Annotated in this window: 14 protein-coding genes; 1 reads left to right on the top strand and 13 read right to left on the bottom strand. The window is 67.2% G+C overall.

Translation table 11 applies throughout. From position 1 onward, the window contains the following. Positions 1 to 11: 11 nt before the first annotated feature. The 5 genes from ACS0OT_RS10330 to ACS0OT_RS10350 form a co-directional block, all read right to left on the bottom strand. Entirely contained in the window at positions 12 to 1,496 is a 1,485-nt protein-coding gene (locus tag ACS0OT_RS10330; protein ID WP_065196305.1) for an MFS transporter, read from the bottom strand. Positions 1,497 to 1,555: 59 nt separating this feature from the next. Further along, complete coding sequence (locus ACS0OT_RS10335) at positions 1,556 to 4,183, bottom strand: glycoside hydrolase family 3 C-terminal domain-containing protein (protein ID WP_442256430.1); 2,628 nt, start codon at positions 4,181 to 4,183, stop codon at positions 1,556 to 1,558. Between the two features lie 62 nt (positions 4,184 to 4,245). After that, entirely contained in the window at positions 4,246 to 5,940 is a 1,695-nt protein-coding gene (locus tag ACS0OT_RS10340; protein WP_442256432.1) for a glycoside hydrolase family 43 protein, read from the bottom strand. 53 nt (positions 5,941 to 5,993) lie between these two features. Next, positions 5,994 to 7,982 carry a sialate O-acetylesterase gene (locus ACS0OT_RS10345; protein ID WP_442255789.1) on the bottom strand — a complete coding sequence of 663 codons (1,989 nt, stop codon included), beginning with the start codon at positions 7,980 to 7,982 and terminating at the stop codon, positions 5,994 to 5,996. Further along, positions 7,979 to 10,153: an alpha-glucuronidase family glycosyl hydrolase gene (locus ACS0OT_RS10350; protein WP_442255790.1), complete on the bottom strand. Its 2,175-nt coding sequence runs from the start codon at positions 10,151 to 10,153 to the stop codon at positions 7,979 to 7,981. Before ACS0OT_RS10350 ends, ACS0OT_RS10345 begins: the two co-directional genes overlap by 4 nt. 92 nt (positions 10,154 to 10,245) lie before the next feature. Between ACS0OT_RS10350 and ACS0OT_RS10355 the strand changes: the two genes are divergently transcribed. Continuing rightward, positions 10,246 to 11,304, top strand: coding sequence for a LacI family DNA-binding transcriptional regulator (locus ACS0OT_RS10355; RefSeq protein ID WP_032954175.1), 1,059 nt, complete (start codon positions 10,246 to 10,248; stop codon positions 11,302 to 11,304). Positions 11,305 to 11,312: 8 nt separating this feature from the next. On the opposite strand, the gene ACS0OT_RS10360 is transcribed toward ACS0OT_RS10355, so the two are convergent. The 8 genes from ACS0OT_RS10360 to ACS0OT_RS10395 all read right to left on the bottom strand — a co-directional run bounded on the left by ACS0OT_RS10360 (position 11,313) and on the right by ACS0OT_RS10395 (position 24,934). Next, the gene (locus ACS0OT_RS10360; protein ID WP_164093091.1) at positions 11,313 to 13,871 is read right to left on the bottom strand and encodes a glycoside hydrolase family 3 protein; all 2,559 of its coding nucleotides are present in this window, start codon (positions 13,869 to 13,871) and stop codon (positions 11,313 to 11,315) included. Continuing rightward, entirely contained in the window at positions 13,868 to 15,277 is a 1,410-nt protein-coding gene (locus tag ACS0OT_RS10365) for a sugar porter family MFS transporter (protein ID WP_005416600.1), read from the bottom strand. Before ACS0OT_RS10365 ends, ACS0OT_RS10360 begins: the two co-directional genes overlap by 4 nt. A gap of 31 nt (positions 15,278 to 15,308) precedes the next feature. Next, complete coding sequence (gene xylA, locus ACS0OT_RS10370) at positions 15,309 to 16,643, bottom strand: xylose isomerase (RefSeq protein ID WP_065196308.1); 1,335 nt, start codon at positions 16,641 to 16,643, stop codon at positions 15,309 to 15,311. Between the two features lie 43 nt (positions 16,644 to 16,686). After that, positions 16,687 to 18,180: a xylulokinase gene (xylB, locus tag ACS0OT_RS10375; protein WP_329953182.1), complete on the bottom strand. Its 1,494-nt coding sequence runs from the start codon at positions 18,178 to 18,180 to the stop codon at positions 16,687 to 16,689. A 165-nt stretch (positions 18,181 to 18,345) separates the two neighbouring features. Further along, positions 18,346 to 19,878, bottom strand: coding sequence for a tryptophan halogenase family protein (locus ACS0OT_RS10380; protein WP_329889422.1), 1,533 nt, complete (start codon positions 19,876 to 19,878; stop codon positions 18,346 to 18,348). 12 nt (positions 19,879 to 19,890) lie between these two features. Next, a complete protein-coding gene (locus ACS0OT_RS10385; protein ID WP_081275824.1) occupies positions 19,891 to 20,913 on the bottom strand; it encodes a cupin-like domain-containing protein in 1,023 nt (340 codons plus the stop codon). Positions 20,914 to 20,916: 3 nt separating this feature from the next. After that, complete coding sequence (locus ACS0OT_RS10390) at positions 20,917 to 21,675, bottom strand: SapC family protein (protein ID WP_139727123.1); 759 nt, start codon at positions 21,673 to 21,675, stop codon at positions 20,917 to 20,919. Positions 21,676 to 21,805: 130 nt separating this feature from the next. Further along, the gene (locus ACS0OT_RS10395) at positions 21,806 to 24,934 is read right to left on the bottom strand and encodes a TonB-dependent receptor (RefSeq protein WP_069138494.1); all 3,129 of its coding nucleotides are present in this window, start codon (positions 24,932 to 24,934) and stop codon (positions 21,806 to 21,808) included. Positions 24,935 to 25,075: the final 141 nt, after the last annotated feature.

Raw genomic sequence — 25,075 nt, forward strand, 5'->3', positions numbered from 1 at the left:
TCATCTTGGCGTTACGCGGAGGCGTCGGCGGAACGGCGACGCAGGTGGAGATCCTGCTCGATGCGCGTTTCCGCGCGCTTGTCGATCCGGTAGAAGAACAGCAGCGCCACGGCGAGCAGGAACGGAAGGGAGCAATAGACGCTTACGGTCAGGCGGATGCCCTGCACCACGGCCTCAGGCTGCTGCACCAGGCCTGCCTGGTAGCCGTAGTGGGCAAGGATCGCGGCGACCAGTGCGCCACCCACGCTGAGGCCGATCTTCAGGCCGCACAGCATCGCCGAGAAGATGATCGCAGTGGCCCGGCGATGATTCTTCCACTCGGAGTAGTCCGCGACGTCGGCGATCATCGCCCACAGCAGCGGGATGGTGATGCCATAGCAGAAGCCATGCAGCATGAAGGCTGCGAACGCCACCGCCACCGCCGTGGGTGGGAACAGGTAGAAGGCCAGCAGGAACAGGGTCGAAACAAACAAGGCGCCACCGAAGACATCGCGCTTGCCGAAGCGATCCGCCAGCCGCCGTGATGCACCAATACCCACGATCATGCAGAGGATGCCGCACGCGTTGAACAGGCTGAACGCCGAGGTGGCCGCGTCCTTCGGCCAGGTGAACGCCGCGAAACCGGCGCTGGCGAGGGCGCCATTCAATGCACTGATCAGGCCATTGAAGCCTGAGTTTTCCAGGAAGCTGGCCAGCGCCGCTTCGCTCATGTAGTACTGGAAGTAATAGATGTAGGTGCCGCCTTTCAACGCCAGGTTGATGAACACCAGCACGGTCAGCGCCAGCATCACCTGCCACGGGCGGTTGTGCAGCAGGTCCGACAGGTCCTGCACTATGCCGCCGGTCTGCTCGCGCGTCGGTACGATGCGTTCGCGGGTGGTGGCGAAGGTGATCAGGAAGAACACTGTTCCGATCAGTGCGAAGGCGGTCATGACCTGTTCGAAGCCGCGCACCCGGTCGCCGTCACCCAGAATCAGCACCAGCGGCATCAGCAGCACCTGGATGATGAACTGCGCGATCATCACGGCCACGAAGCGGTAAGCCGAAAGGCTGTTGCGCTGGGCCATGCTGCCGGTCAGCACGCCGCTCAGCGCCGAGTACGGCAGGTTGTTCGCGGCGTAAACACAGACCAGCAGCGCGTAGGTGCCCAGTGCATAGATCACCTTTCCGCGCTCGCCCAGGTCCGGGGTGCTGAACGCCAGCAGGGACAGTACGCCAAAGGGGATGGCCGTCCACAGGATCCACGGGCGGAAGCGGCCCCAACGGGTGGACGTTCGGTCGGCCGCGATGCCGATCAACGGCGTGAACACGAACGCGCCCAGCAGGCCGACCACAAAGATGATCGTGGCCGCGGTCGCCGCCGGCAGGCGGTAGACGTCGGTGTAGAAGAATGCCAGGTAGGTGATCAGGGTCTGGAAGATCAGGTTGGCAGCGAGATCGCCCAGGCTGTAGCCGAGCTTCTCGCGAACCGACAGCGCGTGTTCAGTGCTTGCCATGCAGCGGACGTCCTGGAAAAGGGATCTGGTCGAAGGGGAATCGATGCCAACGAGGGCGATCAGCCATGCGCGGGCACCACGGTGAACCTGCCCTGCGCACGAATATCGGCACTGGACGCCCCTACCCTGACCTCGTAGGCACCGGGCTGCACCGCGTACGCCGCACGCGCTTCGTCATAGTGGCGCAGGGCCTGCGCTGCCTCCAGGGTGAACGTCACCGTGCGGCGTTCGCCCGGAGCCAGATGGACCCGCTGGAAGCCGCGCAGTTCCTGCACGGCATCACCGCCACCGGCGTGTTCGCGCCGCACGTACAGCTGTACCACTTCGTCACCGCTGCGCGTGCCTGCGTTGGCCACATCCACCGCCACGCCCAGGCGGCCATCGGCGCGGAGGCTGTCTGCATCGAGGCGAAGCGTTCCATAGTCGAATCGCGTATACGACAGACCGTGACCGAACGGATACAGCGGCGTACCGCGGAAGTAGCGGTAGGTGCGGCCCTCCATGGCGTAGTCTTCGAATGCCGGCATTGCTTCGCCGGCCTGGTAGAACGTGACCGGCAAACGGCCAGCGGGATTGACATCGCCGAACAGCGCCTGGCCGACGGCGGTGCCGCCGCGCTGCCCGGGGTACCAGCTCATCAGGATCGCCGGCAGATGCGCCTGCGCCCAGTCCACCGCGATGGCCGAGCCGCCGGTGAGTACCATCACCACCGGCTTGCCGGTAGCGTGCAGGGCCTCCAGCAGGGTGCGCTGCGGCGCGGGCAACCGCAGGTCGGTGCGGTCGCCACCGGCAAAGCCCGGATAGTTGACCGTCATCTCCTCGCCTTCGACATCGCCGGTAAGGCCACCGACGAACACCACCACGTCGGCATCGCGTGCGGCATCGAGCGCTTCATCGAACGGCGCCTTGGCGCCGGGCATGCGCCAGCCCAGGCGCACGCCGGCATCGCGCTGGTCGTCGTAGTATTCCAGCTTCAGGTCATAGGCACGCCCCGCCTGCAGATCGAGTTCGACACCCTCGGCATGCAGGCGATCCGTGTTCACCCAGTGATCGATCACACGCTTGCCGTCAAGGTACAGGCGGTAACCATCATCGCCGGCCACCTCCAGCCGGTAGCGACCGGACACGCGGGGCAGCAGTTGGCCGCTCCAGCGGATGCTGAAGCGGTCGTTGGGAATCCCCTGCCCCGGTGCCGCTTCGCCGCGTGCCAGCAGGTTGTCGGTCGGCGAGCCCCGGTCCCAGCGGAAGCCGATCTGCGCGTCGGTACGCACCAGGGCCGGAGTGCCAGACAGGTCGGGCGTGCGGAAGTACTCGCCGCGCAGGCCGCGCTCGGGCGAGTCCGCCGAGGGCCGCAGGAAGGTCGGCTCGATCAACGGCGTTGCACCGGGATCGTCGCGCCCTTCCACCAGGTCCACGCCACGCGCATACCGCACCTCAGCGCCCTTGGCCGCCTCGCGTATGCCCTGCAGGATCGTGACCGGCGCGGCCGGTGTGCCGAAGTAGTTGCCGAGCAGCGCCATGGTGTCGTCGGCGGTGGGTCCAACCACGGCAATGCGCCTGGTGTCGCGCGACAGCGGCAGGATGCCATTGTTCTTCAGCAGCACCAGCGAGGCCTGCGCTGCCTTCAGGGCAAGCGCATCATGGGCCGGCGCCTGGTTCACCGAGGCCGGAATGCGCGCCCAGCGCACCCGCTCCGGCGGATCGAACATGCCCAGGCGCATCCGTGCGGTGAACAGGCGGGTCACCGCATCGTCGATCTCCGCTTCGCTGATCAGCCCCTGGCGCACTGCCGCAGGCAGCGTTGCGTACTCCTGGCCGCATTCCAGCTCCGTGCCGTTCCTGACCGCCAGCGCCGCGGCGGCTTCGCGCGTGCCGACGATACGGTGGTGCTTCCAGATGTCGACGATGGCCCAGCAGTCCGAGACCACGTAGCCCTTGAAGCCCCAGTCGCGTCGCAGCAGATCACGCAGCAGGAAGCGGCTGGCGCTGGCGGACTCGCCGTACACGCGGTTGTAGGCGCCCATGACCGCATCCACTTCGCCTTCCTTCACCAGCGCCTCGAACGCCGGCAGGTAGGTGTCGTAGAGGTCGCGCCGGCTGGGGCGTGCATCGAAGTGATGGCGGTCGGCCTCCGGTCCGCTGTGCACGGCCAGGTGCTTGGCGGTGGCGTCCAGCTTGCGGTAGACGGGGTCGTCGCCCTGCAGGCCGCGTACGAAGGCCACGCCCATGCGCGCGGTGAGGTAGGGATCCTCGCCGTAGGTCTCCTGTCCGCGACCCCAGCGCGGGTCGCGGAAGATGTTGACGTTCGGCGACCAGAAGGTCAGGCCCTGGTAACGGCCATGCGCGCCTTCGCGGAGGAACTGGTGGTGCTTTGCGCGGGCCTCGTCGCTGATGGTCGTGGCCACCTGCCCCATCAACGGTACATCGAAGGTCGCGGCCAGGCCGATTGCCTGCGGAAACACCGTGGCCTGCCCTGCCCGTGCCACGCCATGCAACCCCTCATTCCACCAGTCGTAGGCGGGCACACCCAGCCGTTCGATTGCCGGCGCGGCATTCTGCATCTGCGCGGCCTTCTCTTCCAGGGTCATCTGCGCGACGAGTGCGGCGGCCCGTTGCTCGAAGCTTGCCGAGACATCCAGCCAGGGCCGTGGCGCGGCCGCGGATGCGGCGGCCGCCACGCAGCTCAGGACGAACACGGTGGCCCGTCCACGCCACGTACGGCGGCGGGCCCTGGACGAAATCGACAGTCTCATTTGCTTCTCCCGGTGCGCTCGTCGCGCGCGAAGGGACCCAGCAGTGCGCCCACGAAGCCGCCTGCCCGGTCCGTACTCAGAACGGTGCCGTCCACGTCGCCTGCGAGCAGTTGCCAGCCCTGCCCGTCGCCGGTGTCGAACGAGAACGCGTAGTCGCCCTCGTTGCCGGCAATCTTCAGGCGCAGCGCTGCAGACGCCGGCACGTCATGGCTGGCCAGCGTCCGCGTGCTGCCACCCCCGTCACGCGCTTCGAGGAAGAGCGAGAGGCGCCCCCCGCCAAGGTCACGAACGCCGAGGAAGTACCAGTACGCCTCGCTCTGGAACGCCGCCAGACCGGCGGCGACACCGGGGGCTGGCGGGGTCATCGCGGTGCTCGCCTCAAAGCGCAGGTGCTGCTGGCGCCGGCCAAGAAATGCCGGATTGCGCAACGTGTCCAGATCCTCGGCAAGCGGGTGCACGGCCAGCATCCCGGGGCGCTTGTGCAGGTCAGCCCAGGCATGCCTGGGCACGCGCACGCGCAGCCACTGGCGATCGAGCGCTGGGCCATCAAAATTGTCGCGCACCACGAAATTGCCGGTCGACGGGGCCTGCGATGCCTCGCCCTGCATCCATGACGGCGCCTTGGCCACGTAGGGAATGGCCTGGTCGGCCGGCAGGATCTGCGGCCAGCCATCCTGCCAGCGCACCGGCAACAGGTAGGTCTCGCGCCCGGTGTTGTAGTGGCGCTTCTGATAGTTGCGGCTGGCCAGGAACACCGCCCACCACGAGCCATCCGGGCCTTCGACCAGGTCGGCGTGGCCGGCATTGGTGATCGGAAGCGGACGGTCGTCCGGCAGCTCGCGCTGGGTCAGGATCGGATTGCCCGCATAGGCAACGTAGGGTCCCCACACCGTGCGGCTGCGCAGCACCACCTGCGAATGCTGCGGCCCGGTACCCCCTTCAGCGTCGGACAGGTAATACCAGCCCTCCCGCTTGTAGATGTGCGGTCCCTCGATCCAGATCGGATTCTTCGCTGGCTCCACGCCTCCATCAACCAGCACCCGGCGTGGCCCGACCGGCTTGAATGCCGCCAGATCGATCTGCTGCATCCAGATGGCGCGGTGCCCGTCGTAGCGCGGCGGACCGGGCGGTGCATCGTTGTTGATCAGGTACACCTTGCCGTCGTCGTCGAAAAACAGTGATGGATCGATGCCATCGATGCCGGGCAGCCAGTGCGGATCGGACCACGGCCCGGCCGGGTCGCGCGCAGTGGCAATGAAGTTGCCGCCGCTGTCGGTGGCCGTGGTCACCACGTAGAAGACCCCGTCGTGGTACTCGATTGTGGGGGCAAAGATGCCGCGCGAGACGCTCAGCCCGTCGAAATCCAGCTGCGTGGGGCGGTCAATCACATTGCCGATCTGCTTCCAGTGCACCAGGTCAGCACTCTCGAACACCGGAATGCCCGGGAAGTAGGTGAAGCTGGAATTGACCAGGTAGAACCGGCCGTTCGCGCGCACGACGCTGGGATCGGCATGGAAGCCGGCCAGGACAGGATTGCGGTAGTGGCCGGCCGGCAGCGGCACTTCAAACGCCTGGTCATTGCCGCGGTACTCGAACCAGTCGAAGTACACCGGGGGAGCATCCGGCGGCGCGCTGGCCCGGGTGGTTGCGGCCGACAGCAGGAACAACGCCCCCAGCAGGTGGCGCGCCATCGACCTCAGGCCGGCCCTGTCGCGGGCCAGAGGGGACTGCTTGGACAACGTCATCATCGTCGGGCCTCGGCTTCGGCAATGGGAAGTTCGAACGGGCCGGCCGGCGCCCCGCTGCGGTCGCGCAGCGTGCACACCGGGCCATCGGCCCAGCAGTAGCGCACATGCGTTGCACGCGTGGACAGCGGGCCGCGCAGCAGGATCCGGCGCGCATCCAGTTCGGCGTCGGCGTACTCGCAGTGGCGCGCATGGCCCTTGGCCTCGCACAGTTCAAAGCCGATCGGACGCAGCGAACCGCTTGCGGTGAGCGCGCCTTCGACATCCTCGAACGCAATGGCCACGGCCGTGGGCGTCCGCACGGCCGTGACCGCCCGCGGACCTGACGGTGCCAGATCCTGCTCGCCGTACACCACGTGGCGGGCCACGCGCGCCAAGCGGCGCCCGAGCTCCTGCTTGTTCGGCGGGTGGATGTCGTAGGCATCGCCGATGTCGATGGCGATGGCGAGCCCGCTCTGCGCATCCTCGGCGGCGACGCGCCGCTGCGCCTCGCGCACCTGCGCCCAACCGCTATCGGCGGGCGAAACCGGTGCCTGGCCATAGCTGGCCAGCTGCGCGAGCAGCAGTGGCGTGCGCGCACCGAACTGACGCCGCCAATCGTCGCGCAGCGCACGCAACCGCGCCGCGTACGCCGCGCCATCACCGGTGTTCGATTCACCCTGGTACCACAGCATGCCGCGCAGCCCAAAAGCGCCGAGCGGTGCGATCATTCCGTTGTACAGCGTCGACAACCCGGTGGCGGCCTGCCAGGGGGCAAATGGCGGCGCCTGCTGGCCTGGCGCCACCCGGTACTTCCACGGACCCTGCAGTGCCACCCGCTCACCGTCGTCGAACTGCAGGCCGTATGCCGTGGCGGGGCCGGCCAGGCCGCCTTCGCCGTAGGTGTCCAGCACGTTGACCGCAATGACGTTGGATCCTGCCTTCAGCAGGCCACGTGGCAACGGGTAGCGCCTCTTGCCGGCGCCGTACTGGCTGCCGACGGCGACCCCGTTCACCCAGGTCACGTCCACCTCGTCGGCCGATGCCAGCTCCAGGGTCGCGCCGCGTGCAGCCTGTTCAGCGCTCAGCATCACCTGCGTGCGATACCAGACCATGCCGTTGTAGTCGGCAAGCGCGGGCTCGTTCCAACGCTCCCATGCGCCCAGTGTGGCCGGTGCGCGCGACCATCCTCGGTCATCGGCATCCGCGCGCCATGGGGCGTCGCCGGGCAGCGTGCCGTCGCGTGTGGCCCACCAGTGCTGCCAGTAGCGGCCCCAGGCTGCGCGTGCCTCCAGCGGATCACGCGCAGACCGCGCGAGGATATCGAGGGCCTCATCCAGGCCGCCCTGCCCGCGCAGCGCACCAACGCTGGTCCAGGCCTCGATCCGCGAGCCACCCCACGCTGCCTCGATCAGCCCCATCGGCACGTCGACCGTGCGCTGCAGTTCGCGCGCGAAGTAGAAGCAGGTGGCGGAGAAATCGCGCACCGTATCAGGCGTTGCCGATGTCCAGGCAGTGCTGCCGTTGAAGCTCTCCCGTGCCTGCACGGCGGCGTGCTGCGGCACGGTGAACAGCCGGATCCGTGGCATCGTGGCTGCGGCGATCTCGCTGGCTGCGTTGAGCGAGCGCCACACCGGCAACTCCATGTTCGACTGGCCCGAGCACAGCCACACGTCGCCGACCAGCACGTCGCGCGCCATCTCCCGATGCGTTCCGGCGTTTACCTCCAGCGTGTAGGGACCGCCAGCGGCGACCGGGTACAGCGTCGCCTGCCAGCGGCCTGCGGCGTCCGCCCGGGTGCTTACCGCCTGCCCGGCAAACGTCACGGAAACCGGCTGCCCAGGGCCTGCGTGCCCCCAGACCACAATGGGCCGGTCACGCTGCAGGACGGCGTGATCGCTGAACAGCGGATGCAGCAATCCCGTCGTTTCCCGCGCCGCGGCCGGCATCGCCACCACTGCCACAGCCATCATCAACAGCGCACACCCGACCGCTCCGAACCTGCTCATCGGCCATCCCCCGGTGCGGACGGAAACTGCAAGGCCTGGTAGTACGACAACGGATGCGGCGGTGGCTGTTCGCCCGCGGGCAGCGGGCGGCCACTGAGCGACTGGAAGTACGCCACGCTGGCGTCACGCCACCATTGCGCTTCGTCGTGCTGGATCTGCAGGAACGCCGCGACGTGCCGATGCCGCTGCGGATCGATCCGGTCGCGCAGGCCGGCCCAAGTCGCCTGCATCGACAGCACCTGGCGCACGCCGCGCGAATAGCGCCCGACCAGCTCATCCCAGAGCGTCCTGCCCGAGCGCATGCGGCGGTCCCACGGCACATGATGGAACCACAGCAGCAGCGACTCGGGCACCCGCTCGGGGTCGCCATAGACCTCGGCGACCTGCGGGGCGTACTGGCCCACGGCGTTGCTTCCGCTGGCGCTGCGGTCAAAGCCGATGCCCTTGCTATCGGCTCGGTGGTAGTAGACCGACGTCCAGTCCGCACGCGGGCCGCCGTCCACCCAGGGGCCGGGGCCGTAGTGATGGCCGCGTGCCATGAGGTGATGCAGGCCCAGCGGCGTCATGTAATCCACCACCGCCTCGCGCGAGTCCATCATCATCCGCACGATCGGGCCGGTCACCTGCGGGTCGGGCGAGAACGTCAGCGCTGCCCAGTCTTCGGCAATCGCGCGCGCGGATTGCTGCGGGTTCCATGCCAGTCGGCCGAAGGCGTACCAGTTGGCCTGGTCGAAGTGCGAGCCACTCCAGGTACGGTCCATGCCGATGTTGGCGACGCCGGCGATACCGGTCAGTGCGTGGCCCTCCAGCGAACCATCGACCACGCGGGCAACCGTGGAGCCTTCGCCGCGGGCATGCGTGTCGGCCTGCAGCACTTCCTCGTAGAGCGTTCCCAGGTAGACCAGATGCGTCGCAAAACCCAGGTATTCCTTGGTGATCTGCAGTTCCATCATCAGCGGCGTGCGTGGCATCGCGCCGAACAGCGGATGGAACGGCTCGCGCGGCTGGAAGTCGATGGGGCCGTTCTTCACCTGCACGATCACGTTGGGCCGGAAGGCGCCGTCCAGCCCGACAAACTCGCTGTACGCCTGCTTGGCACGATCCTCGGGGACCTCGTGCGAATACACGAAGGCCCGCCACATCACCACGCCGTTGTAGGGCGCCAGCGCGTCGGCCAGCAGGTTGGCGCCGTCGGCATGGGAACGACCGTAATCCTGCGGGCCGGGTTGCCCCTCCGAGTTCGCCTTGACCAGGAAACCGCCGAAATCCGGAATGCGCGCATGGATCTCATCGACCTTGTCGCGCCACCAGCGCCGCACGTCGGGATCCATCGGGTCAGCCGTCGCCAGGCCGCCGAGCTCGATGGGCGCACTGAAGCGTGCGCTCAGGTAGACGCGGATGCCATAGGGGCGGAACAGGTCAGCCAGCGCGGCGGCCTTGGCCAGATAGCCCGGCGACAGGCTCAGCGCACTGGCGTTGACGTTGTTGAGGACGGTGCCGTTGATGCCGAGCGAAGCGTTGGCACGGGCGTAGTCGGTGTAGCGCGGGTCACGCCATTGCGGCAACGTCTGCCAGTCCCATAGCGACCTGCCCGCATAGCCACGCTCGACGTAGCGGTCCAGGTTGTCCCAATGGTCGAGCACGCGCAGTGCGACCCGCGGCGACTCCCGCACGTCCAGGCCCTGCAGCGGCATGCCACGCTGCAACAGGCGCAGCAGGTGGAACATGCCATACAGCACGCCGACATCCCGGCGTGCCGCCACCAGCAGCACATCGCGCCCCCCGGTCCGGACCTGCCGGATCAGGAAGCCCTCGTCGCCCAACGTGGCGATCTCGTTGCCGAACGCGGCAACCAGCGCCGAAGACTGCGGCGTACCCAGCACCAGGGCATGGTCAGTAGTGATTGCCGTTCGCATTGGCGGGGCCGTTTCCAGCAATCCAGAAAGGCCCCGCGCAAGCTCGTCGCGGGTGGCGCGCTGCATCGGCGTGCCATCCGGGGCCACCACTTCGGCCAGCTGCCGCCGGTAGACGGCAGCGACCGTTGTGGCAACCGGCTGGTAGCGCATCCACAGCCTGTAGCCATCCTCCGCCCCTGCCCCGCCAGCACAGGCCAGCAGTGCGAGCACGGCGCACAGGCGCGTGCCGACAGCACGCAACAACGGCGTTAACATGCGCCTTTGTAAACTACGTTCGGGCCCGGGGCAGCGCATCATCGTCCTTCGCACCCGCGCGGCAGCGCCACCAAGAACAAAGGGATCGTGCATTGGACAAGCCGAAGAAATCGGTTCGCCGCAGAACCGCAGGCGTGACGATCGACGAGGTTGCGGCCCTTGCCGGCGTTTCGCCGATGACCGTGTCGCGGGTGATCAACCAGGGCAAGGTGCGCGACGTCACCCGCGAGCGCGTGCTGCGCGCCGTGCGTGAGCTCGGCTATACACCCAATCTTGCCGCCAGTTCGCTGGCCGCCGCACAGCACACGCGCATTGCGCTGATCTACACCAACCCCAGCGGCGCCTACCTGCGCGAACTGCTGGTGGGCCTGCTGCGCGTCGCCTCCAGTTCCGCCATCCAGCTGGTCATCGACTACTGGGACAACCTGGATGCCGAATCCGAACGCAAGGCGGCGCGTGCGCTCGCCGGACGCGTCGACGGGGTGATCCTGCCGCCACCCCTGTGCGAATCGCAGGCCGCCGTAAGCGAACTGGTCAAGGCAGGCATTCCGGTCGTGGCCATCGCATCGGGGCGCCTGAGCGAGGCCCTGTCCTGCGTCCGCATCGACGATTTCAGTGCCGGCAAGGAAATGACCGATCACCTGCTTCGGCAGGGACACACCCGCATCGGTTTCATCCGTGGGCGCGATGACCTGAGCGCAAGTGCGCTCCGCTACGACGGCTTCGTCACCGCCCTGCGCGAGGCCGGGCTGGCGGTGGAGCCTGGCTTGGTCCAGCACGGTGACTACACCTACCGGTCCGGCTTGGCTGCCGCCGAAAAGCTGTTGTCCCAACGCCGCCCACCGACCGCGATTTTCGCCAGCAACGACGACATGGGCGCTGCCGCCATCTCCGTCGCGCACCGGCGCGGGCTGGAAGTGCCGCGCGACCTGTCGGTCGTGGGTTTCGATGACACCTCGGCCGCCACCACCGTGTGGCCGGAACTGACCACGATCCACCAGCCCATCGCCTCGATGGCCAACGCGGCCGTCGACATCCTGCTGCGCACCATCCGCCGTCCGGCGGCGGACGCAACGGTGCTGCGCGATCATGTGATGCCGCATCGGCTGATCGCACGCGATTCGGTCGCCGCGCCGCCCCGGCGGCGGTAGCGCAGGCATCATGCTCCGCATCCGAGGGTGACCTCGGCTTCGTTCAGCGCACCCAGCGCGACGCGTGACACGGAGATCGTCATCGCATCGCCCGTCACCACCGACCACGGTCGGTCGATCGCGTCCATCCTTGCACCCGCCCTGGCCAGGCACTTCAGCGGCACGCCGACACGCTTCCACTGGCCCTGTGGAAGCGCCGCCAACGCCGGCCCGATGGCGACGCGCGCCGAGCAGCCCGCACTGCAGCCCACCGACAGCCACGCCTCACCCTTCGGGGCTGCGTCCACCCGTAGCGTGGTCAGCAGCATCAGGTCGCCGTTGGATTCGCGCTGCAGGTCCAGCGCCGTGTGCGACTGCAGTGCAGCGACGGCCTCGCCCTTGCCCGACCAGGCCAGGCGTCGCCCATCCTCCTGCGCCAGATGATCCACGCCGGTGATCTTCAGCCGATCATCGGGCAATGCATCCGGCACGCGGGTCACGGTCAGGCCCTGGCCTGCGGCCTGCTCAAGGCGCAGCGCCATGCCGGGACCTGCATCACCGCGCGCGAAGAACACGCCGGTCGCGCCCTCGTTGCCGGTCACGCCCGATGCTTCCGGCAGCGCGGCCAGGTCGCCGTTGTCGGCGTAGGTCAGACCGAAGCCGAACGCAAACAACGGATCGTAGTCCTTCTGGCCCACGTTGTTGGCGTACTGGGTGGCAGTGCGCGGCCAGCTGAAACTGAGCTTGCCCTTGAAATCGTGCTGCACGCGGCCATCGCTTCCGCGCAGCAGCACATCGGCAATGCCGGCGCCTTCCGAGCCCGGCAGCCATGCAGCCACGAAGGCATCGGCGGCATTGATTTCCCGGTTCACCCAGAGCGGTCGCCCGCTCAGGAAAACCGCAACAACCGGTATGCCTTCGGCCTTGAGCCGCTTGAGCAGCGCCAGGTCCGTTTCGTTGCCGGGCTTGTAGGCCAGCGTCGGCCGGTCTCCCTGGAACTCGGCATAGGGGTCTTCGCCAAACACCACCACCGCCACGTCGGGCTTCACTGCATAGCGTCCGTCGACGGCAAGCACGGCTTCACCACCCGCCGCGCTGGCCTGGCGCGCGATGCCCTCGTAGATCGTGTCCGCATTGGGGAAGTCCTTGCGGGTGGTGCCGGTGCCCTGCCAGTTGAGCGTCCAGCCGCCGGCCTGCTTGCCGACATCGTCGGCACCGTCGCCGGCCACGAGGATCCGCTGCTTCGGCGACAGCGGCAGGAGGCCGTTCTGGTTCTTCAGCAGGACCAGCGACTCGCGCACGGCCTGCCGGGCAACCGCGCGATGGGCCGGCGCGCCGATCAGTGCGAACTGCCCGCCGACGGCCCGCGTGGATGGCCTGCCGGCCTCGAACAGCCCAAGGCGGAACTTGACCCGCAGGATCCGGCGCACCGCATCGTCCAGGCGTTGCGGCGTGATCCGCCCATCCTTCACCGCAGCCAGCGTCGTCTCGTAGAACCCTTTCCAGCTGTCCGAGGCCATCGCCATGTCCAGGCCCGCGTTGATCGTGGCCGGGCAGTCTGTGGTGGTGCAGCCCTTGACCTGTCCATGACCATTCCAGTCACCCACCACGAAGCCACCGAAGTTCATGCGGCCCTTGAGCACATCGGTGAGGTAATGCCGGTGCCCATGCATCTTTTCGCCGTTGACACTGTTGAACGACGCCATCGCGGTCTGCGCGCCGGCGGCGATTGCCGGCGGATATCCGGCGGCGTGGATGCGCACCAGATCTGACTCGCTGATGCGGGTGTCGCCCTGGTCCTTGCCGTCAGTGGTGCCCCCATCGCCCAGGAAGTGCTTCACCGAGGCGATCACATGGCGGCCATCGAGGAACTCCGGCGTTCCCACCCTGCCCTGCAATCCCTCCACCATGGCGGCGGCATAGCTGGCCACCACGTCCGGCGATTCGGAGTAGCCTTCGTAGGTGCGTCCCCAGCGATCATCCTGGGGTACGGCAACGGTCGGCGCGAACGTCCATTCCATGCCGGTGACGCGGGTCTCCAGCGCGGTGATGCCACCGATCTGCCGCAGCAGCCCCGGATTGCGCGTGGCGCCCAGCCCGATGTTGTGCGGGAACAACGTGGCGCCAATGATGTTGCTCTGCCCGTGCACGGCATCGATGCCGAACAGCAGCGGAATGGCCTTGCCGCCTTTCGAAGTGTCCATCGAGGCGTCGTAGAAGGCGTCGGCCAGCGCCAGCCATTCGGCCGGCGACGCGTCATAGCGGCCACCGGGATCGGAGTTGCCACCGGCCAGGATCGAGCCGAGCCGGTAGCGGCGCACATCGTCGGGGGTGACGCTGGCGATGTCACCCTGCACCAGCTGGCCGACCTTGTCCTCCACCGTCATGCCGGCCATCAGGTCGGTGATGCGCTTCTCCAGTGCCGGGTCCGCAGCCAGCGGCCAGGTGACCTCCGGCCAGGGATCGTTGTCGTTGGCTGCGGCGGCGGCAGCCCGGTCCTGGCCGCGGCAGCCGAGCAATCCCAGCATCAGTGCGGCGACCAGCGCGCCGCTGCGGTTTACGAAGGTCTGCGATGTCATGGCGCTCATCCTTCCATCTGCTCCAGTTCCTTGCCCTTGGTCTCGTGCACATGCCGGACGACGAAGATCACCGAGATCACGGCAGCGGCCAGGTAGATGCCGTAGGTGGCTGCCAGCCCTGCCGCGGCCAGCAGCATCGGGAACGTCACCGTGACCACGAAGTTGGAGGTCCACTGCGCCGCGCCGGCGACCGCCAGTGCCGAACCCCGGATCTGGTTCGGGAACATCTCGCCCAGCATCACCCACATCACCGGCCCCCAGGACAGATTGAAGAACACGACGTAGGCATTGGCCGCCACCAGCGCCAGCGTGCCCATGCGGCCGGGCAGCTGCAGATGCCCGTCGGCCAGCGAACCGCTGGCAAACGCCACCACCACCAGTGCAAGCGACAGCGACATCCCGGCCGAGCCGAACCACAGCAGGGGCTTGCGGCCGATCCGGTCAATCAGCAGCACGGTGACCACGCAGGCGCCGATGCTCAGTGCGCCGGACAGCACGTTGATCAGCAGTGCGTCGTTCTCGGAAAAGCCGACCGCCTGCCACAGCACGGCGCCGTAATAGAACACCACGTTGATGCCGACCAGCTGCTGGAAGCAGGCCAGCCCGACGCCGACCCACACGATCGGGCGGATCCGCCCGGTCAGCGTGCTCTTCAGGTCCGACAGTCGCGGGCGATGATGGTCGTTGGACAGCGAGGCATCGATCTCCTCGAGCGTGGCCCTGGCCTTGTCGCTGCCCAGCAGCCGGGTCAGTACCCGCAGGGCGTCGTCCTTGCGTCGTTTCACCACCAGGTAGCGCGGGCTCTCCGGAATGGTCAGCAACAGCAGCAGGAACACCAGTGATGGCGCGGCCTGCATCCAGAACATCCAGCGCCAGGCGGCCTGCCCGCCCCACAGCGGTTCGGTCGACGCGCCCGCTGCGGCCGCCAGCAGGTAGTTGGACAGGAACGCGGCGGTGAGGCCGGTGATGATCGCGATCTGCTGCACGGTAGCCAGGCGTCCGCGGTAACGGGCCGGAGCGACCTCCGCAATGTAGGCCGGCGAGATCACGCTGGCCGCGCCGACCGCGAATCCACCCACCACCCGCGCGGCAATGAACCAGGCCGACGAGACCGCCGCCCCGGCACCGAGTGCCGACAGCAGGAACATCACTGCCGACAGGATCAGCACGTTGCGGCGGCCCAGGCGATCGGCCAGCCGGCCTGCACTGAACGCGCCCACCGCACAGCCCAGCAGCATCGACGCGATCTCGAACCCCTGCATCCATTCACCGGACCGGAACGCCTGGTGCAGGCCATCCTGGGTACCGTTGATCACGCCGCTGTCGAAGCCGAACAGAAAACCGCCAATCGTCGCCACCACGCTGATCAGTACGATCAGCCGCGTGTTCTCACCGCTGCCTGCTGCCTGGTTCATCCCCATCCCCTTGAGTGCACCGTGGCCGCGCTCAGCGCAGCAGGTACTGGTTGAGCAGGTTTTCGTAACGCTCCTGCTTGCCGCTGGCCTGGCGCGGTTCGCCGAGGCGGGCGGCCAGTGCCGCAAGGTCCGGCAGGCTGAGCGTGCCACGCTCGAAATCCTGGCCGGCGCCGGAATCGAAGCTTGCGTAGCGCTGCGCACGCCATTGCTCCCACGGCGACTCGGTCAGCAGTGCATGGGCAACCTCCAGCCCGCGTGCGAACGCATCCATGCCGCCGATATGGGCAATGAACAGATCCTCCAGGTCGGTCGACTCACGGCGCACCTTCGCATCGAAGTTCAACCCGCCCTCCAGCCCGCCCTGGCGCAGCACGACCAGCATTGCGCCCACGGTGTCGTACAGATCGCTGGGGAACTGGTCGGTGTCCCAGCCGTTCTGTGCGTTGCCGCGGTTGGCATCGATGCTGCCGAGCAGGCCATGATCGGACGCGACCTGCAGGTCGTGCTCGAAGGTATGGCCGGACAACGTGGCGTGGTTGGCCTCGATGTTGAGCTTGAAGTCCTTGTCCAGCCCGTGTTCCTTCAGGAAGCCCACCACCGTGGCACTGTCGAAGTCGTACTGGTGCTTCATCGGCTCCATCGGCTTGGGCTCGATCAGGAAGTTGCCCTTCAGCCCGATGCTGCGGCCATAGTCGCGTGCCATGGTGAGGAAACGTGCGAAATGCTCGATCTCCCGCTTCATCTGGGTATTGGCCAGCGACGCATAGCCTTCGCGCCCGCCCCAGAACACATAGTGCTCGCCACCGAGTTCGACCGTGGCCTCCAGGGCGGCCTTGACCTGTACGGCTGCACGCGCGACCACCGCGAAGTCGGGATTGGTCGATGCGCCGTTCATGTAGCGCGGGTGCGAGAACAGGTTGGCCGTGCCCCACAGCAGCTTGACGCCGGTGGCCTCCTGGCGCGCCTTGGCCAGGCCCACCATATGCGAGAGGTTTTTCTGGTACTGGGCGATGTCGTCGGCATCCGGCGCCAGGTCGATATCGTGGAAGCACCAGTACGGCACCCCCAGCTTGGTGAAGAACTCGAACGCCGCGTCCACCTTTGCTTCGGCCGTGGCCAGTGGCGAGGCGGCCTCCCACGGGAACTGCCGGGTGCCCGGGCCGAACGGATCGTGCCCGGCATTGCAGAAGGTGTGCCAGTAGCACACGGCGAAGCGCAGATGCTCCTGCATGGTCTTGCCACCGATGACCCGGTTGGCATCGTAGACCTTGAAGGCAAGCGGATTGTCCGAGCCCTTGCCCTCGAACGGAATGCGGCCGACGCCGGGGAAGTATTCCTTGGCGCCGATGAAGGGCTGCGTGCTCATGGTGCGTGCTCCTGTCGTTGTACGGGGTGTCGTGGAGGAGTCATCAGCCGCGCTGCAGCGGCGTGATGGCATCGAGATGACTGAGGAAGCGTGCGTAGGCCCGTGCATAGGCATCGCTGCGGGCCGGATCCGGCCGTGCGGACAGCGCGGGATCGACGGTGACGTGGCGCGCGGTGATGTCGCTGATCGAGGTGGCGTCTCCCTGCGCCCGGGCGAGCGCCCACAGCGCCTGCAGTGCCGCACCAAACGCCGCACCTTCGGCCTGCACCGGGACGTCCACCGGCAGGCCGAACACATCAGCCACCAGCTGACGCCAGGCAGCGCTGTTGCTGCCACCGCCGGTGAGCACGATGCGATCGAACTGCATGCCCGCGCGGACGAAGGCGTCGTAGCCGTACTTCAGGCTGTAGGTCGCGCCCTCCATGGCGGCGCGGTACACATGCGCCGGGGTGAAATTGGCAATGTCCAGGCCAGCCAGCACGCCCTTGCCCAGCGGCAGGTCAGGGGTACGTTCGCCATTGAGGAACGGCAGCATCACCAGGCCCCCTGCCCCCGGCGGCGTTGCGCGAAGATGCGCGTCACCGTCGCGGCTGCTGAAACCGAAGGCGCTGGCCACGCGTTCGGTGGCCACGGTGCAGTTCATGGTGCAGATCAGCGGCAGCCAGCCCCCCGTGGACGAGCAGAACGCCGCCCACGCGCCGTCCGGATCGATCACCGGCGAGCCGGAATACGCAAACAGCGTTCCGGAGGTTCCCAGGCTCATCGCCAGCCGTCCTTCCGTGACGCAGCCGGTGCCGATTGCCGCCATCATGTTGTCGCCGCCACCCACGGCAATCTTCACGGCCGCCGGCAGCCCGAACTCGGCGGCTGCCTTCGGCGCGATATCGAACAGGGCATCGGGCGCAGCGATCGGCGGCAGGCAGGCAGCAAGATCACGATCAGGATCGGTTGCGCGCAGCAGTTCCTGCGACCATGTGCGTGTGCGCACGTCCAGCCAGCCGGTGCCGGACGCATCGCCAAGCTCGCAGAACCGCTGCCCGGTCAACACGAAATTCAGGTAGTCGTGTGGCAGCAGGATGGTCGCCAGCCGCGCATAGGCGTCGGCACGGTGGGTCCGGGTCCAGGGCAGCTTGGAGGCCGTGTAGCCGGCCAGGATCGGATTGCCCGCCAGCGCGATGGTCCGTTGGAACCCACCCACGGCGTCCATGATCTGGATGCATTCGGCCGAGGTGCTGGTGTCGCACCACAGCTTGGCCGGCGCCAGTACCTCGCCAGCATCATCGACCGGCACGAACCCATGCTGCTGCCCCGATACCGCCAGCGCGACGATGCGTGCGCGCAGCGAGAGATCGATCCGGGCAAAGCAGTCGCGCAGGGCCGACACCCAGTCGGCCGGCGCCTGTTCGCGGCTGCCGTCGGCACCGCTGTCCAGCGCGAGCGGCGCGCCGGCCGAGGCCACCACCGCCTGCTTCCGCGGGTCATAGACCAGCACCTTCAGGCTCTGCGTCCCTGCATCGATCCCTGCAACCAGACCCATCGAAACCGCCTCCGATCAACAAAAAGGTAGCGCTAACATTCCGTGGACTCAAAAAGGGGGCGTGGTGTCCGGCCCCCTCGTTGCCACCGCGCGCGTCATCGCCAGCGGTGTTGCCGCACTGTAACCAGCTGCCGCGGAAAAAGCGTGCTGCAACGCAAAACCCTGCTACGCGCTTGCTGCCGTCGAACGCCACACGTCCACGCCGGACCTGCAGTACTGCGCGATGAACTCCGCCTGCGCCGGCATCTGCGCGGCGGCCTGCTGCACAGGCCGTTGGATGCCCTTCAACAAGGTGCGCAGATCGACATCACTCACGGCCTGCGCCAGCGGGTGCGCAGGACCGGGCGCGATGCCCTGCCCGAGCAGCACGCTGGTCCAGGATTCGACGCGGAACAGCTCGCCGGGGTCCTGCCACGCATGCGCACGCTCGCGCCACGCCTGCAGCCGCTGCTGCAGGGACTCGGGCACGCGCATCTCGCGACAGGCCTTCCACATCGGTTCGCTGCGCTGCGTGGCGTGGTAGTGCAGGATGATGAAGTCGCGCACGTGCTCCATTTCCTGGCGGCTGACATCGTTGTACAGCTGCACCAGCGACGCACTGATGCCGTCGAACGGGAACAGCTGGATCAGGCGCACTACCGCGCTGATCGTCAGATGGATGCTGGTCGACTCCAGCGGTTCGATGAAGCCGCTGGCCAGCCCGAGCGACACCACGTTCCTGTTCCAGGCCTTCAGCCGGCGTCCACTGCGGAACGGCACCTTCCATGGATCGCGCAAGGGTGGAGCCCCGGCATCGCGCACCAGTTTCGCGGCGGCCTCGTCATCGGACAGATGGCGGCTGTCATACACCAGCCCGCAGCCAACGCGGTGCTGCAGCGCGATGTGCCAGCGCCACCCCGCCTCGTGGGCGATCGCCCGGGTATAGGGCACCGGGGGCGCCACCGCTTCGGTCTGCACTGCCACGGCCCGGTCGCACGGCAGCCATTCGCGCCAGTCCTCGTAGCCGGTGCCCAGTGCCTGCTCGATCAGCAGGCCGCGGAAGCCGGTGCAGTCGATGAACAGATCGCCCTCGATCACCTGGCCGTCGTCCAGCACCAGCGCCCGCACCGACCCGTCGTGCGCGTGCTGCCTGACCTGGGCGATCCGGCCTTCGATCCGGCGCAGGCCGTGGGCCTCGGCCCTGCCGCGCAGGAACCGCGCATACAGCCCGGCATCGAAGTGATACGCATAACTGGCCTGCGGCTGGGTGTGCAGCGAGAAGCGGTCGCCACGCGAGGCGATGCTCTCGAGGCAGAAGTCGCCCAGGTCCGAGGGCATGCCGCGGCGCAGGCTGTCCAGCCAGAAGTGATGGAAGGGGGCCGCCCAGGTGCCATGGCCGATGGTGCCGAACGGATGGAAGAAGCGATCGCCCGGCAGGCGCCAGTTCTCGAACGAGATCGACAGCTTGAAGGTGCCGGCCACCGCGCGCAGGAACTCCTGCTCGTCGATCTGCAGGAAGCGGTGGAAGGTGCGGATCGGCGGCACAGTGGACTCACCGACACCGACCGTGCCGATCTGCTCGGACTCGACCAGCGTGATCTGCAGCTGGTCACGGAACTGGTGCGCAAGCGCGCAGCCGGCCAGCCAACCCGCCGTACCGCCACCGGCAATGACCACCTTGCGGATGCGCCCTGAGGGCGTGCTCTGGGTATCCAACATGGTGCCCCTCTCTCAACGGTTGAGCCTGCCCAGCAGCATCGCGCGCATGCGGCGGGCGCGCTGCTCGTCAAACGGTGCCAGATCCCCGCGCGCCGCGTCAGGCAGGTGCTGCCCCGCGCGCTCGCCAGGGCCGAATGCGTAGTAGCGAAAGAGCCCTTCCCAGGCCTGCTTTTCGCGCGCCGGCAGATCACGCACGGCCCACATCGCGTGGTGCAGCGCCGCCAGCGCGGATCCCAGCCAGGCCGGCGAGCTTCGCCACCAGTAGTTCACCAGCACGTTGAACGGTTCCAGGCTGCGTACATGGTGCCACCACATGCTGGGAATGAAGATCGCATCGCCGGGCCCAAGCACCGCACTGCGCGCCTGCGCCAGCGCCTCGCGGAAACGTGGATGCCGATCGAAGTCTGGCTGTTCGAAGTCCACCACGCTGACCACCTGTCCGCCCGGCGTGGGATCGAGCGGGCCCGGATAGAGGTTGTCGATCTGGGCGGGCGGGAACAGGGTGAACTCGCGCCGCCCCACCGCGCAGCAGGCGAGGTTGTCGGGTGTGTCGAAATGGCACGAGGCCGTCACCCGGTTGCCGATCCAGATGCTGGCGGTGGCGTCGATGCCCTGCTTCGCCAGACCGGCGTCGTTGGCCTGCGCGAATGCCGGCAGCAGTGCCCGCGCAATCGGCAGCGAGGCCACGTAGTAAGTGGGCGGTTGCGGTGCATGCAGCGTCATGGCGATCTCTTCCAGCACCTGGGCCAGCACGCCGCGCCGCACTTCGAAGTTCAACCGGGTGAAGTCCGTGCTGTAGAACGGGCGCCCCCCGATCTCGGCGCCGCCGAACGAGTACTGGATGGGTGCACCCGCATCGACGCTGCACAGGTACGCCATTGCATCCTGCACCCCGCCCAGCCCGGCCTGGACCAGTGGCCAATCGGTGGCGATGCCACGCAGTACGACCGGCTCACCGGCCTCCACCAGGTCAGCCAGTGGCAAGGCGGCAGGATCGATGCCTTCCAGCATCCGCATCGGCAGGGTGGCCTGCACCGGTCAGTTCCTGGCCGCCTGCGCGGTGCCGTCCTGGACGCGGAGACGGCGCTGCTTCTCGGCGATCAGGTGGCGCATGTTATGCAGCGAGGCAAGCATCAGGTACGCACCCTCCAGGTAACCGGCGCGGTTCAACGCAGCCAGGCGTGGACTGTCCAGCGCAGCCAGGCGCTCGCGGTCGATGCCGTGCAATCCGCTCACGCTCACCCGGTGGTGCGGCGCGAGCTGCACATCGAGCGTGACCGGCTGGATGAGCCCGCAGTCGTCGAGCATCGTGAACATACTGGCCGCGAAGGCACTGCCCTCGTGGATGCCGCGCAGAACGCCGGCGATGTGGTCCAGGTAGGGCGTGTTGCCGCCCTGCGGCAGGAACACCGGCTCACCGGCGCCGTCGGTGACGCGCGGATGGTCCAGGTCCACGTGCATCACCGAATCCTGGGTGAGCACGCCATCCACGTAGTGCTCCTGGAAGCCGATCAGGAACGGCCCTTTGGCCGCCGCGCCTGGCAGGTAGGAAGCATTCCAGCGCCCGTCCTGCAGGAACAGGTTCTCGTGTTGTTCGAAACCCAGCAGGGCCACGGACTGCCACGCCTTCGTCCCGGTATCCCTGCGCAGGAAGATCGGATACTCACGCTGCAGTTCGGCGAACTCGCTGGGATAGGCCGGCACCATGCCCACGGCATCGCCGAACTGCGGCCCGAATCCGGTGGCGACCCTCAGGTCCCGATGCGCGATGTTGTTGAGCATTTCGTAGCGGGCCATCAGGGTATCCAGTCCAGTGCGGGGTGGCTGGCCGGCAGCGTAGCGCAGGCGCGACAGGTGCGGCGACACCGTCCCGGCACGGCACCGCTGGCGGGCAGTGGTGCCATGCCGGACGCATCGGCAACCAGGCTCAGAACTTGTAGCGGACGCCCAGCATGTAGCGCGGGCTCTGGTCTGCCAGCTTGACGATCATCTGCGAGGTGCGCGAGCGCCACCGCACATCCTCGCCGGTCAGGTTGATCGCCTCCAGGCTGAAGGACCAGTGGTCATCCAGCGCATAGTTGACGCTGAGATCCCACTGCTCGTACGGCTCCACATAGTACGGATTGCGGCTGGAGCCCTGGTTGGCCAGGATCAGGTACTGGTCGCGCCAGTTCCATGCCAGGCGTACCGACCACCCGTACTTCTCGTACATCAGCATGGCGTTGGCGGTGTCGCTCAGGCCGGTGAGCGAGAACTGGTCGATGCCCGGGTCACCGCCATTGTTGTAGCCGACATCACCTTTGACCACCGTGTAGTTGGCCAGCACGCCGAAGCCGGTGTCACCGAAGAAGTACTGGCCGCCCAGCTCCCAGCCATGCAGCTTGGATTTGTTCTGGTTGATCGGGCGATTGACGTTGAACTGGTACAGCGGATCGTTGGGCTGCCCATACAGATCGTAGGCCGCTTCGGTGGCCAGCACCTGCGCATCAGTGCCGTTGTAGGCGCCGAGGCCGGCAGGATTGTTGCGCAGCAATGCCAGCGCGGTGAACAGCGAGGTGTCGTTGGCCGAGCAGGCGGCCGCATTGGCCGGCCCGACCTGGGCGACGCAGGCGCCGCTGGTCAGGAAGTCCAACGCCGCCCGCGCATCCGGCCCGGAGGTCGGGTCGGTGAGGCCGTACAGGCTTTCCTGCACGACGGTGTTGCCGATGAAGTTGCTGACCGACTTGTTCCAGTAGGTCAATGACACATAGCTGGCGTCGGCGAAGTACCACTCCAGCCCCAGGTCGAGGTTGTCCGATTCCAACGGCTTCAGGCTCGGGTTCTGCGAATTTCCGCTGGCGCGCGACGAGGGATCGATCAGCACCGAGCCGAACGGCTGCTGGGCCCCGGGTCCTGCATAGAGATTGCCATACGGCGCGCGGGCGATGCTTTTGCCGAACGAAACGCGGCCCTTCAGCTCCTCGGTGAGGTCGATGCTGAAATCAAGGTTGGGCAGGATGTAGCTGTAGCGCGCCTTCTCCGTGAAGGGCTGCTGCTCATCGGACAGCACGATGCGGAAATCGTTGTTGGCCTGCCACTCGATGGACTCGGGGACGGCAATGACCGAGGTCGACACCACGTCAGTGGTTTCATAGCGCACGCCCAGGCGGGTGTTGGTGCGCATGCCACCCAGCTCCCCGTCCAGCTCCACCTGGAAGTACGCCGCCTTGGTCTTCTCTTCCACGAAGTTGTCGGCCGCGCGTTGCGGGTTCACACCCAGGCCGACGCCGTACTCGCGCGATGCCCATTGCGCGAGCTGCCCGGCATTGCCGCGCCAGGCGGGCCAGCTGTTGGCACTGTAGTCGTCGAACAGGCCGACGATGCTGACCGGCTGCAGCAGGTCCATCAGGCCTGCGGCGGTATCCCGGTCCACGTTGGCCACGCCCCAGTCGCCCAGGGTCGAGTAGGCCTCGGCGGCCTGGATGCGGTGGGTGGTGGACTTGTTGGTGTCCACGCCGAACTGGAAGCGCCCGTGGTCGAAGTTCCATTCGCCATCGACGCGCGCCTGCTTGATCTCGCTGATCTGGGTCTGCGCGTTGACGCGCAGCACCTGCGTGCCGACCTCGCCTTCCTGGAAGCCCGGATTGACCACGCCATTGGTCCCGGCGAGCGCATCGGCGGTGCTGGGATACCAGACCTGGGTGCCAACCGGCAGGCCATTGTTGAAGTTCAACTCCTGCACCCAGGAGCCACCGCAATGCGGGCCACGGGTGCAGTTGTTGGTGCCGGCGATGCTCATGAAGATCGAACCACCGCCGGTGAGCGGGTCATTCGGGCGGCTCTCGTTCTTCGAGTTGTGCGCATCGAAACTGAGCTTGAAGCGGTCGCTGACATTCCAGACGGCATTGAAACCCAGCGAACCCAGCTTGTATTCCTGCATGCTGCGCTGCTGTTCCAGGCCGAAATCCTTGGTGCCGGCGATTTCACGGATGTATACCGGCGTCGCGACGGCGCCACTGGTGTCGAACTCGACGTTGGTGTAGTTGCTGTTCTGCAACCACATGCCCTGCTCGCCGCGATTCTCGGTGATCTCGTTGGTCGAGTAGGTGTAATCCACGGTCAGGGTCAGGCTGTCCGTCGGTGCGAACTGCAGCACGGCCTGGCCGTTGACGCGTTCGCGCTCGAATTCGGAGAACGCGTAGCGCAGGTCGTTGGGCCGCGCGTAAAGCTGGCCGACGGCCGGGGCATTGACCACGGTCGGATTGCCCGGCATCGACCCTGTCCACGGCTGCACGTTCCAGTAGTTCTCCGTGGCCTGCACCGAGCCACCCTTGCGCTTCTGCTGGCTCGCGCTGAGGCTGACGCCAAAGGTCTTTTCCGGATTGCTGTAGCTGAAGATGCCCGACAGCTCCGGTGTCAGGTCATTGTCGAACGGCTGGCTCTGGTCGGACACCAGCTTCGCCCCGGCGTTGGCCACGATGCCGGCGTGATCGAGCGGGCGCGAGGTCAGGATGTTGATCGTCGCACCGATGCCACCGCTGGGCACCTGTGCCTGGCTGGTCTTGTAGACCTCGATACCATTGATGGCCTCGGCGGCCAGCTGCGCGAAGTTGAAGGCGCGGGTGCCGCCGTCGACACCGCCGATGGCGACCTGTCCAGAGGCACCGAATGCATCGGCACCCGGCATCTGCCGACCGTTGAGCGTGACCATGTTGAACTGGGGGCCGAAGCCACGCGCGGTCACCTGCGCACCCTCGCCGTCACGGCGCTCGATGGAGATGCCGGTGATGCGCTGCAACGACTCGGCAAGATTGGTATCGGGGAACTTGCCGATGTCCTCAGCGCTGATCGCGTCGACCACGCCCGCCGAGTCGCGCTTGATGTCCATGGCCTGGCTCAGGCTGTTGCGTATGCCCGTGACCTGCACTGCATCGAGCTGGGTGGGCTGCGACTGGCTCTGCGGCTGCTGCCCGGTCGCCGGTGCTGCGTCCTGCGCAAAGGCAGGATTGATGACCAGGGCGCCACCCACGAAGGTGAACATGGCCCGGGACCGGAACTTCGCCAATGCGCGGCTCATGAACCGGACCTCGGGGCCAGGGTGCCGCGGAAACTGCAAGTGCTCATGAAAGTCCCCTCTGACATACGATCGAATGGATGTACCGCCCCCTCCCAGGGGCACGCACGGGCGTGGCCCGCATTCCAAACCGAACAGCACGGG

The organism is Stenotrophomonas maltophilia group sp. RY12688, assembly GCF_052149045.1.
In the GTDB taxonomy this organism is placed as follows: domain Bacteria; phylum Pseudomonadota; class Gammaproteobacteria; order Xanthomonadales; family Xanthomonadaceae; genus Stenotrophomonas; species Stenotrophomonas sepilia.

What these genes read in the sequence shown, in the direction of transcription:
- ACS0OT_RS10330 (WP_065196305.1), bottom strand. Translation starts at nt 1,496, where the DNA reads ATGGCAAGCACTGAACACGCGCTGTCGGTTCGCGAGAAGCTCGGCTAC.
- ACS0OT_RS10340 (WP_442256432.1), bottom strand. Translation starts at nt 5,940, where the DNA reads ATGGCGCGCCACCTGCTGGGGGCGTTGTTCCTGCTGTCGGCCGCAACC.
- ACS0OT_RS10345 (WP_442255789.1), bottom strand. Translation starts at nt 7,982, where the DNA reads ATGAGCAGGTTCGGAGCGGTCGGGTGTGCGCTGTTGATGATGGCTGTG.
- ACS0OT_RS10350 (WP_442255790.1), bottom strand. Translation starts at nt 10,153, where the DNA reads ATGTTAACGCCGTTGTTGCGTGCTGTCGGCACGCGCCTGTGCGCCGTG.
- ACS0OT_RS10360 (WP_164093091.1), bottom strand. Translation starts at nt 13,871, where the DNA reads ATGAGCGCCATGACATCGCAGACCTTCGTAAACCGCAGCGGCGCGCTG.
- ACS0OT_RS10365 (WP_005416600.1), bottom strand. Translation starts at nt 15,277, where the DNA reads ATGAACCAGGCAGCAGGCAGCGGTGAGAACACGCGGCTGATCGTACTG.
- xylA (WP_065196308.1), bottom strand. Translation starts at nt 16,643, where the DNA reads ATGAGCACGCAGCCCTTCATCGGCGCCAAGGAATACTTCCCCGGCGTC.
- xylB (WP_329953182.1), bottom strand. Translation starts at nt 18,180, where the DNA reads ATGGGTCTGGTTGCAGGGATCGATGCAGGGACGCAGAGCCTGAAGGTG.
- ACS0OT_RS10380 (WP_329889422.1), bottom strand. Translation starts at nt 19,878, where the DNA reads ATGTTGGATACCCAGAGCACGCCCTCAGGGCGCATCCGCAAGGTGGTC.
- ACS0OT_RS10390 (WP_139727123.1), bottom strand. Translation starts at nt 21,675, where the DNA reads ATGGCCCGCTACGAAATGCTCAACAACATCGCGCATCGGGACCTGAGG.
- ACS0OT_RS10395 (WP_069138494.1), bottom strand. Translation starts at nt 24,934, where the DNA reads ATGAGCCGCGCATTGGCGAAGTTCCGGTCCCGGGCCATGTTCACCTTC.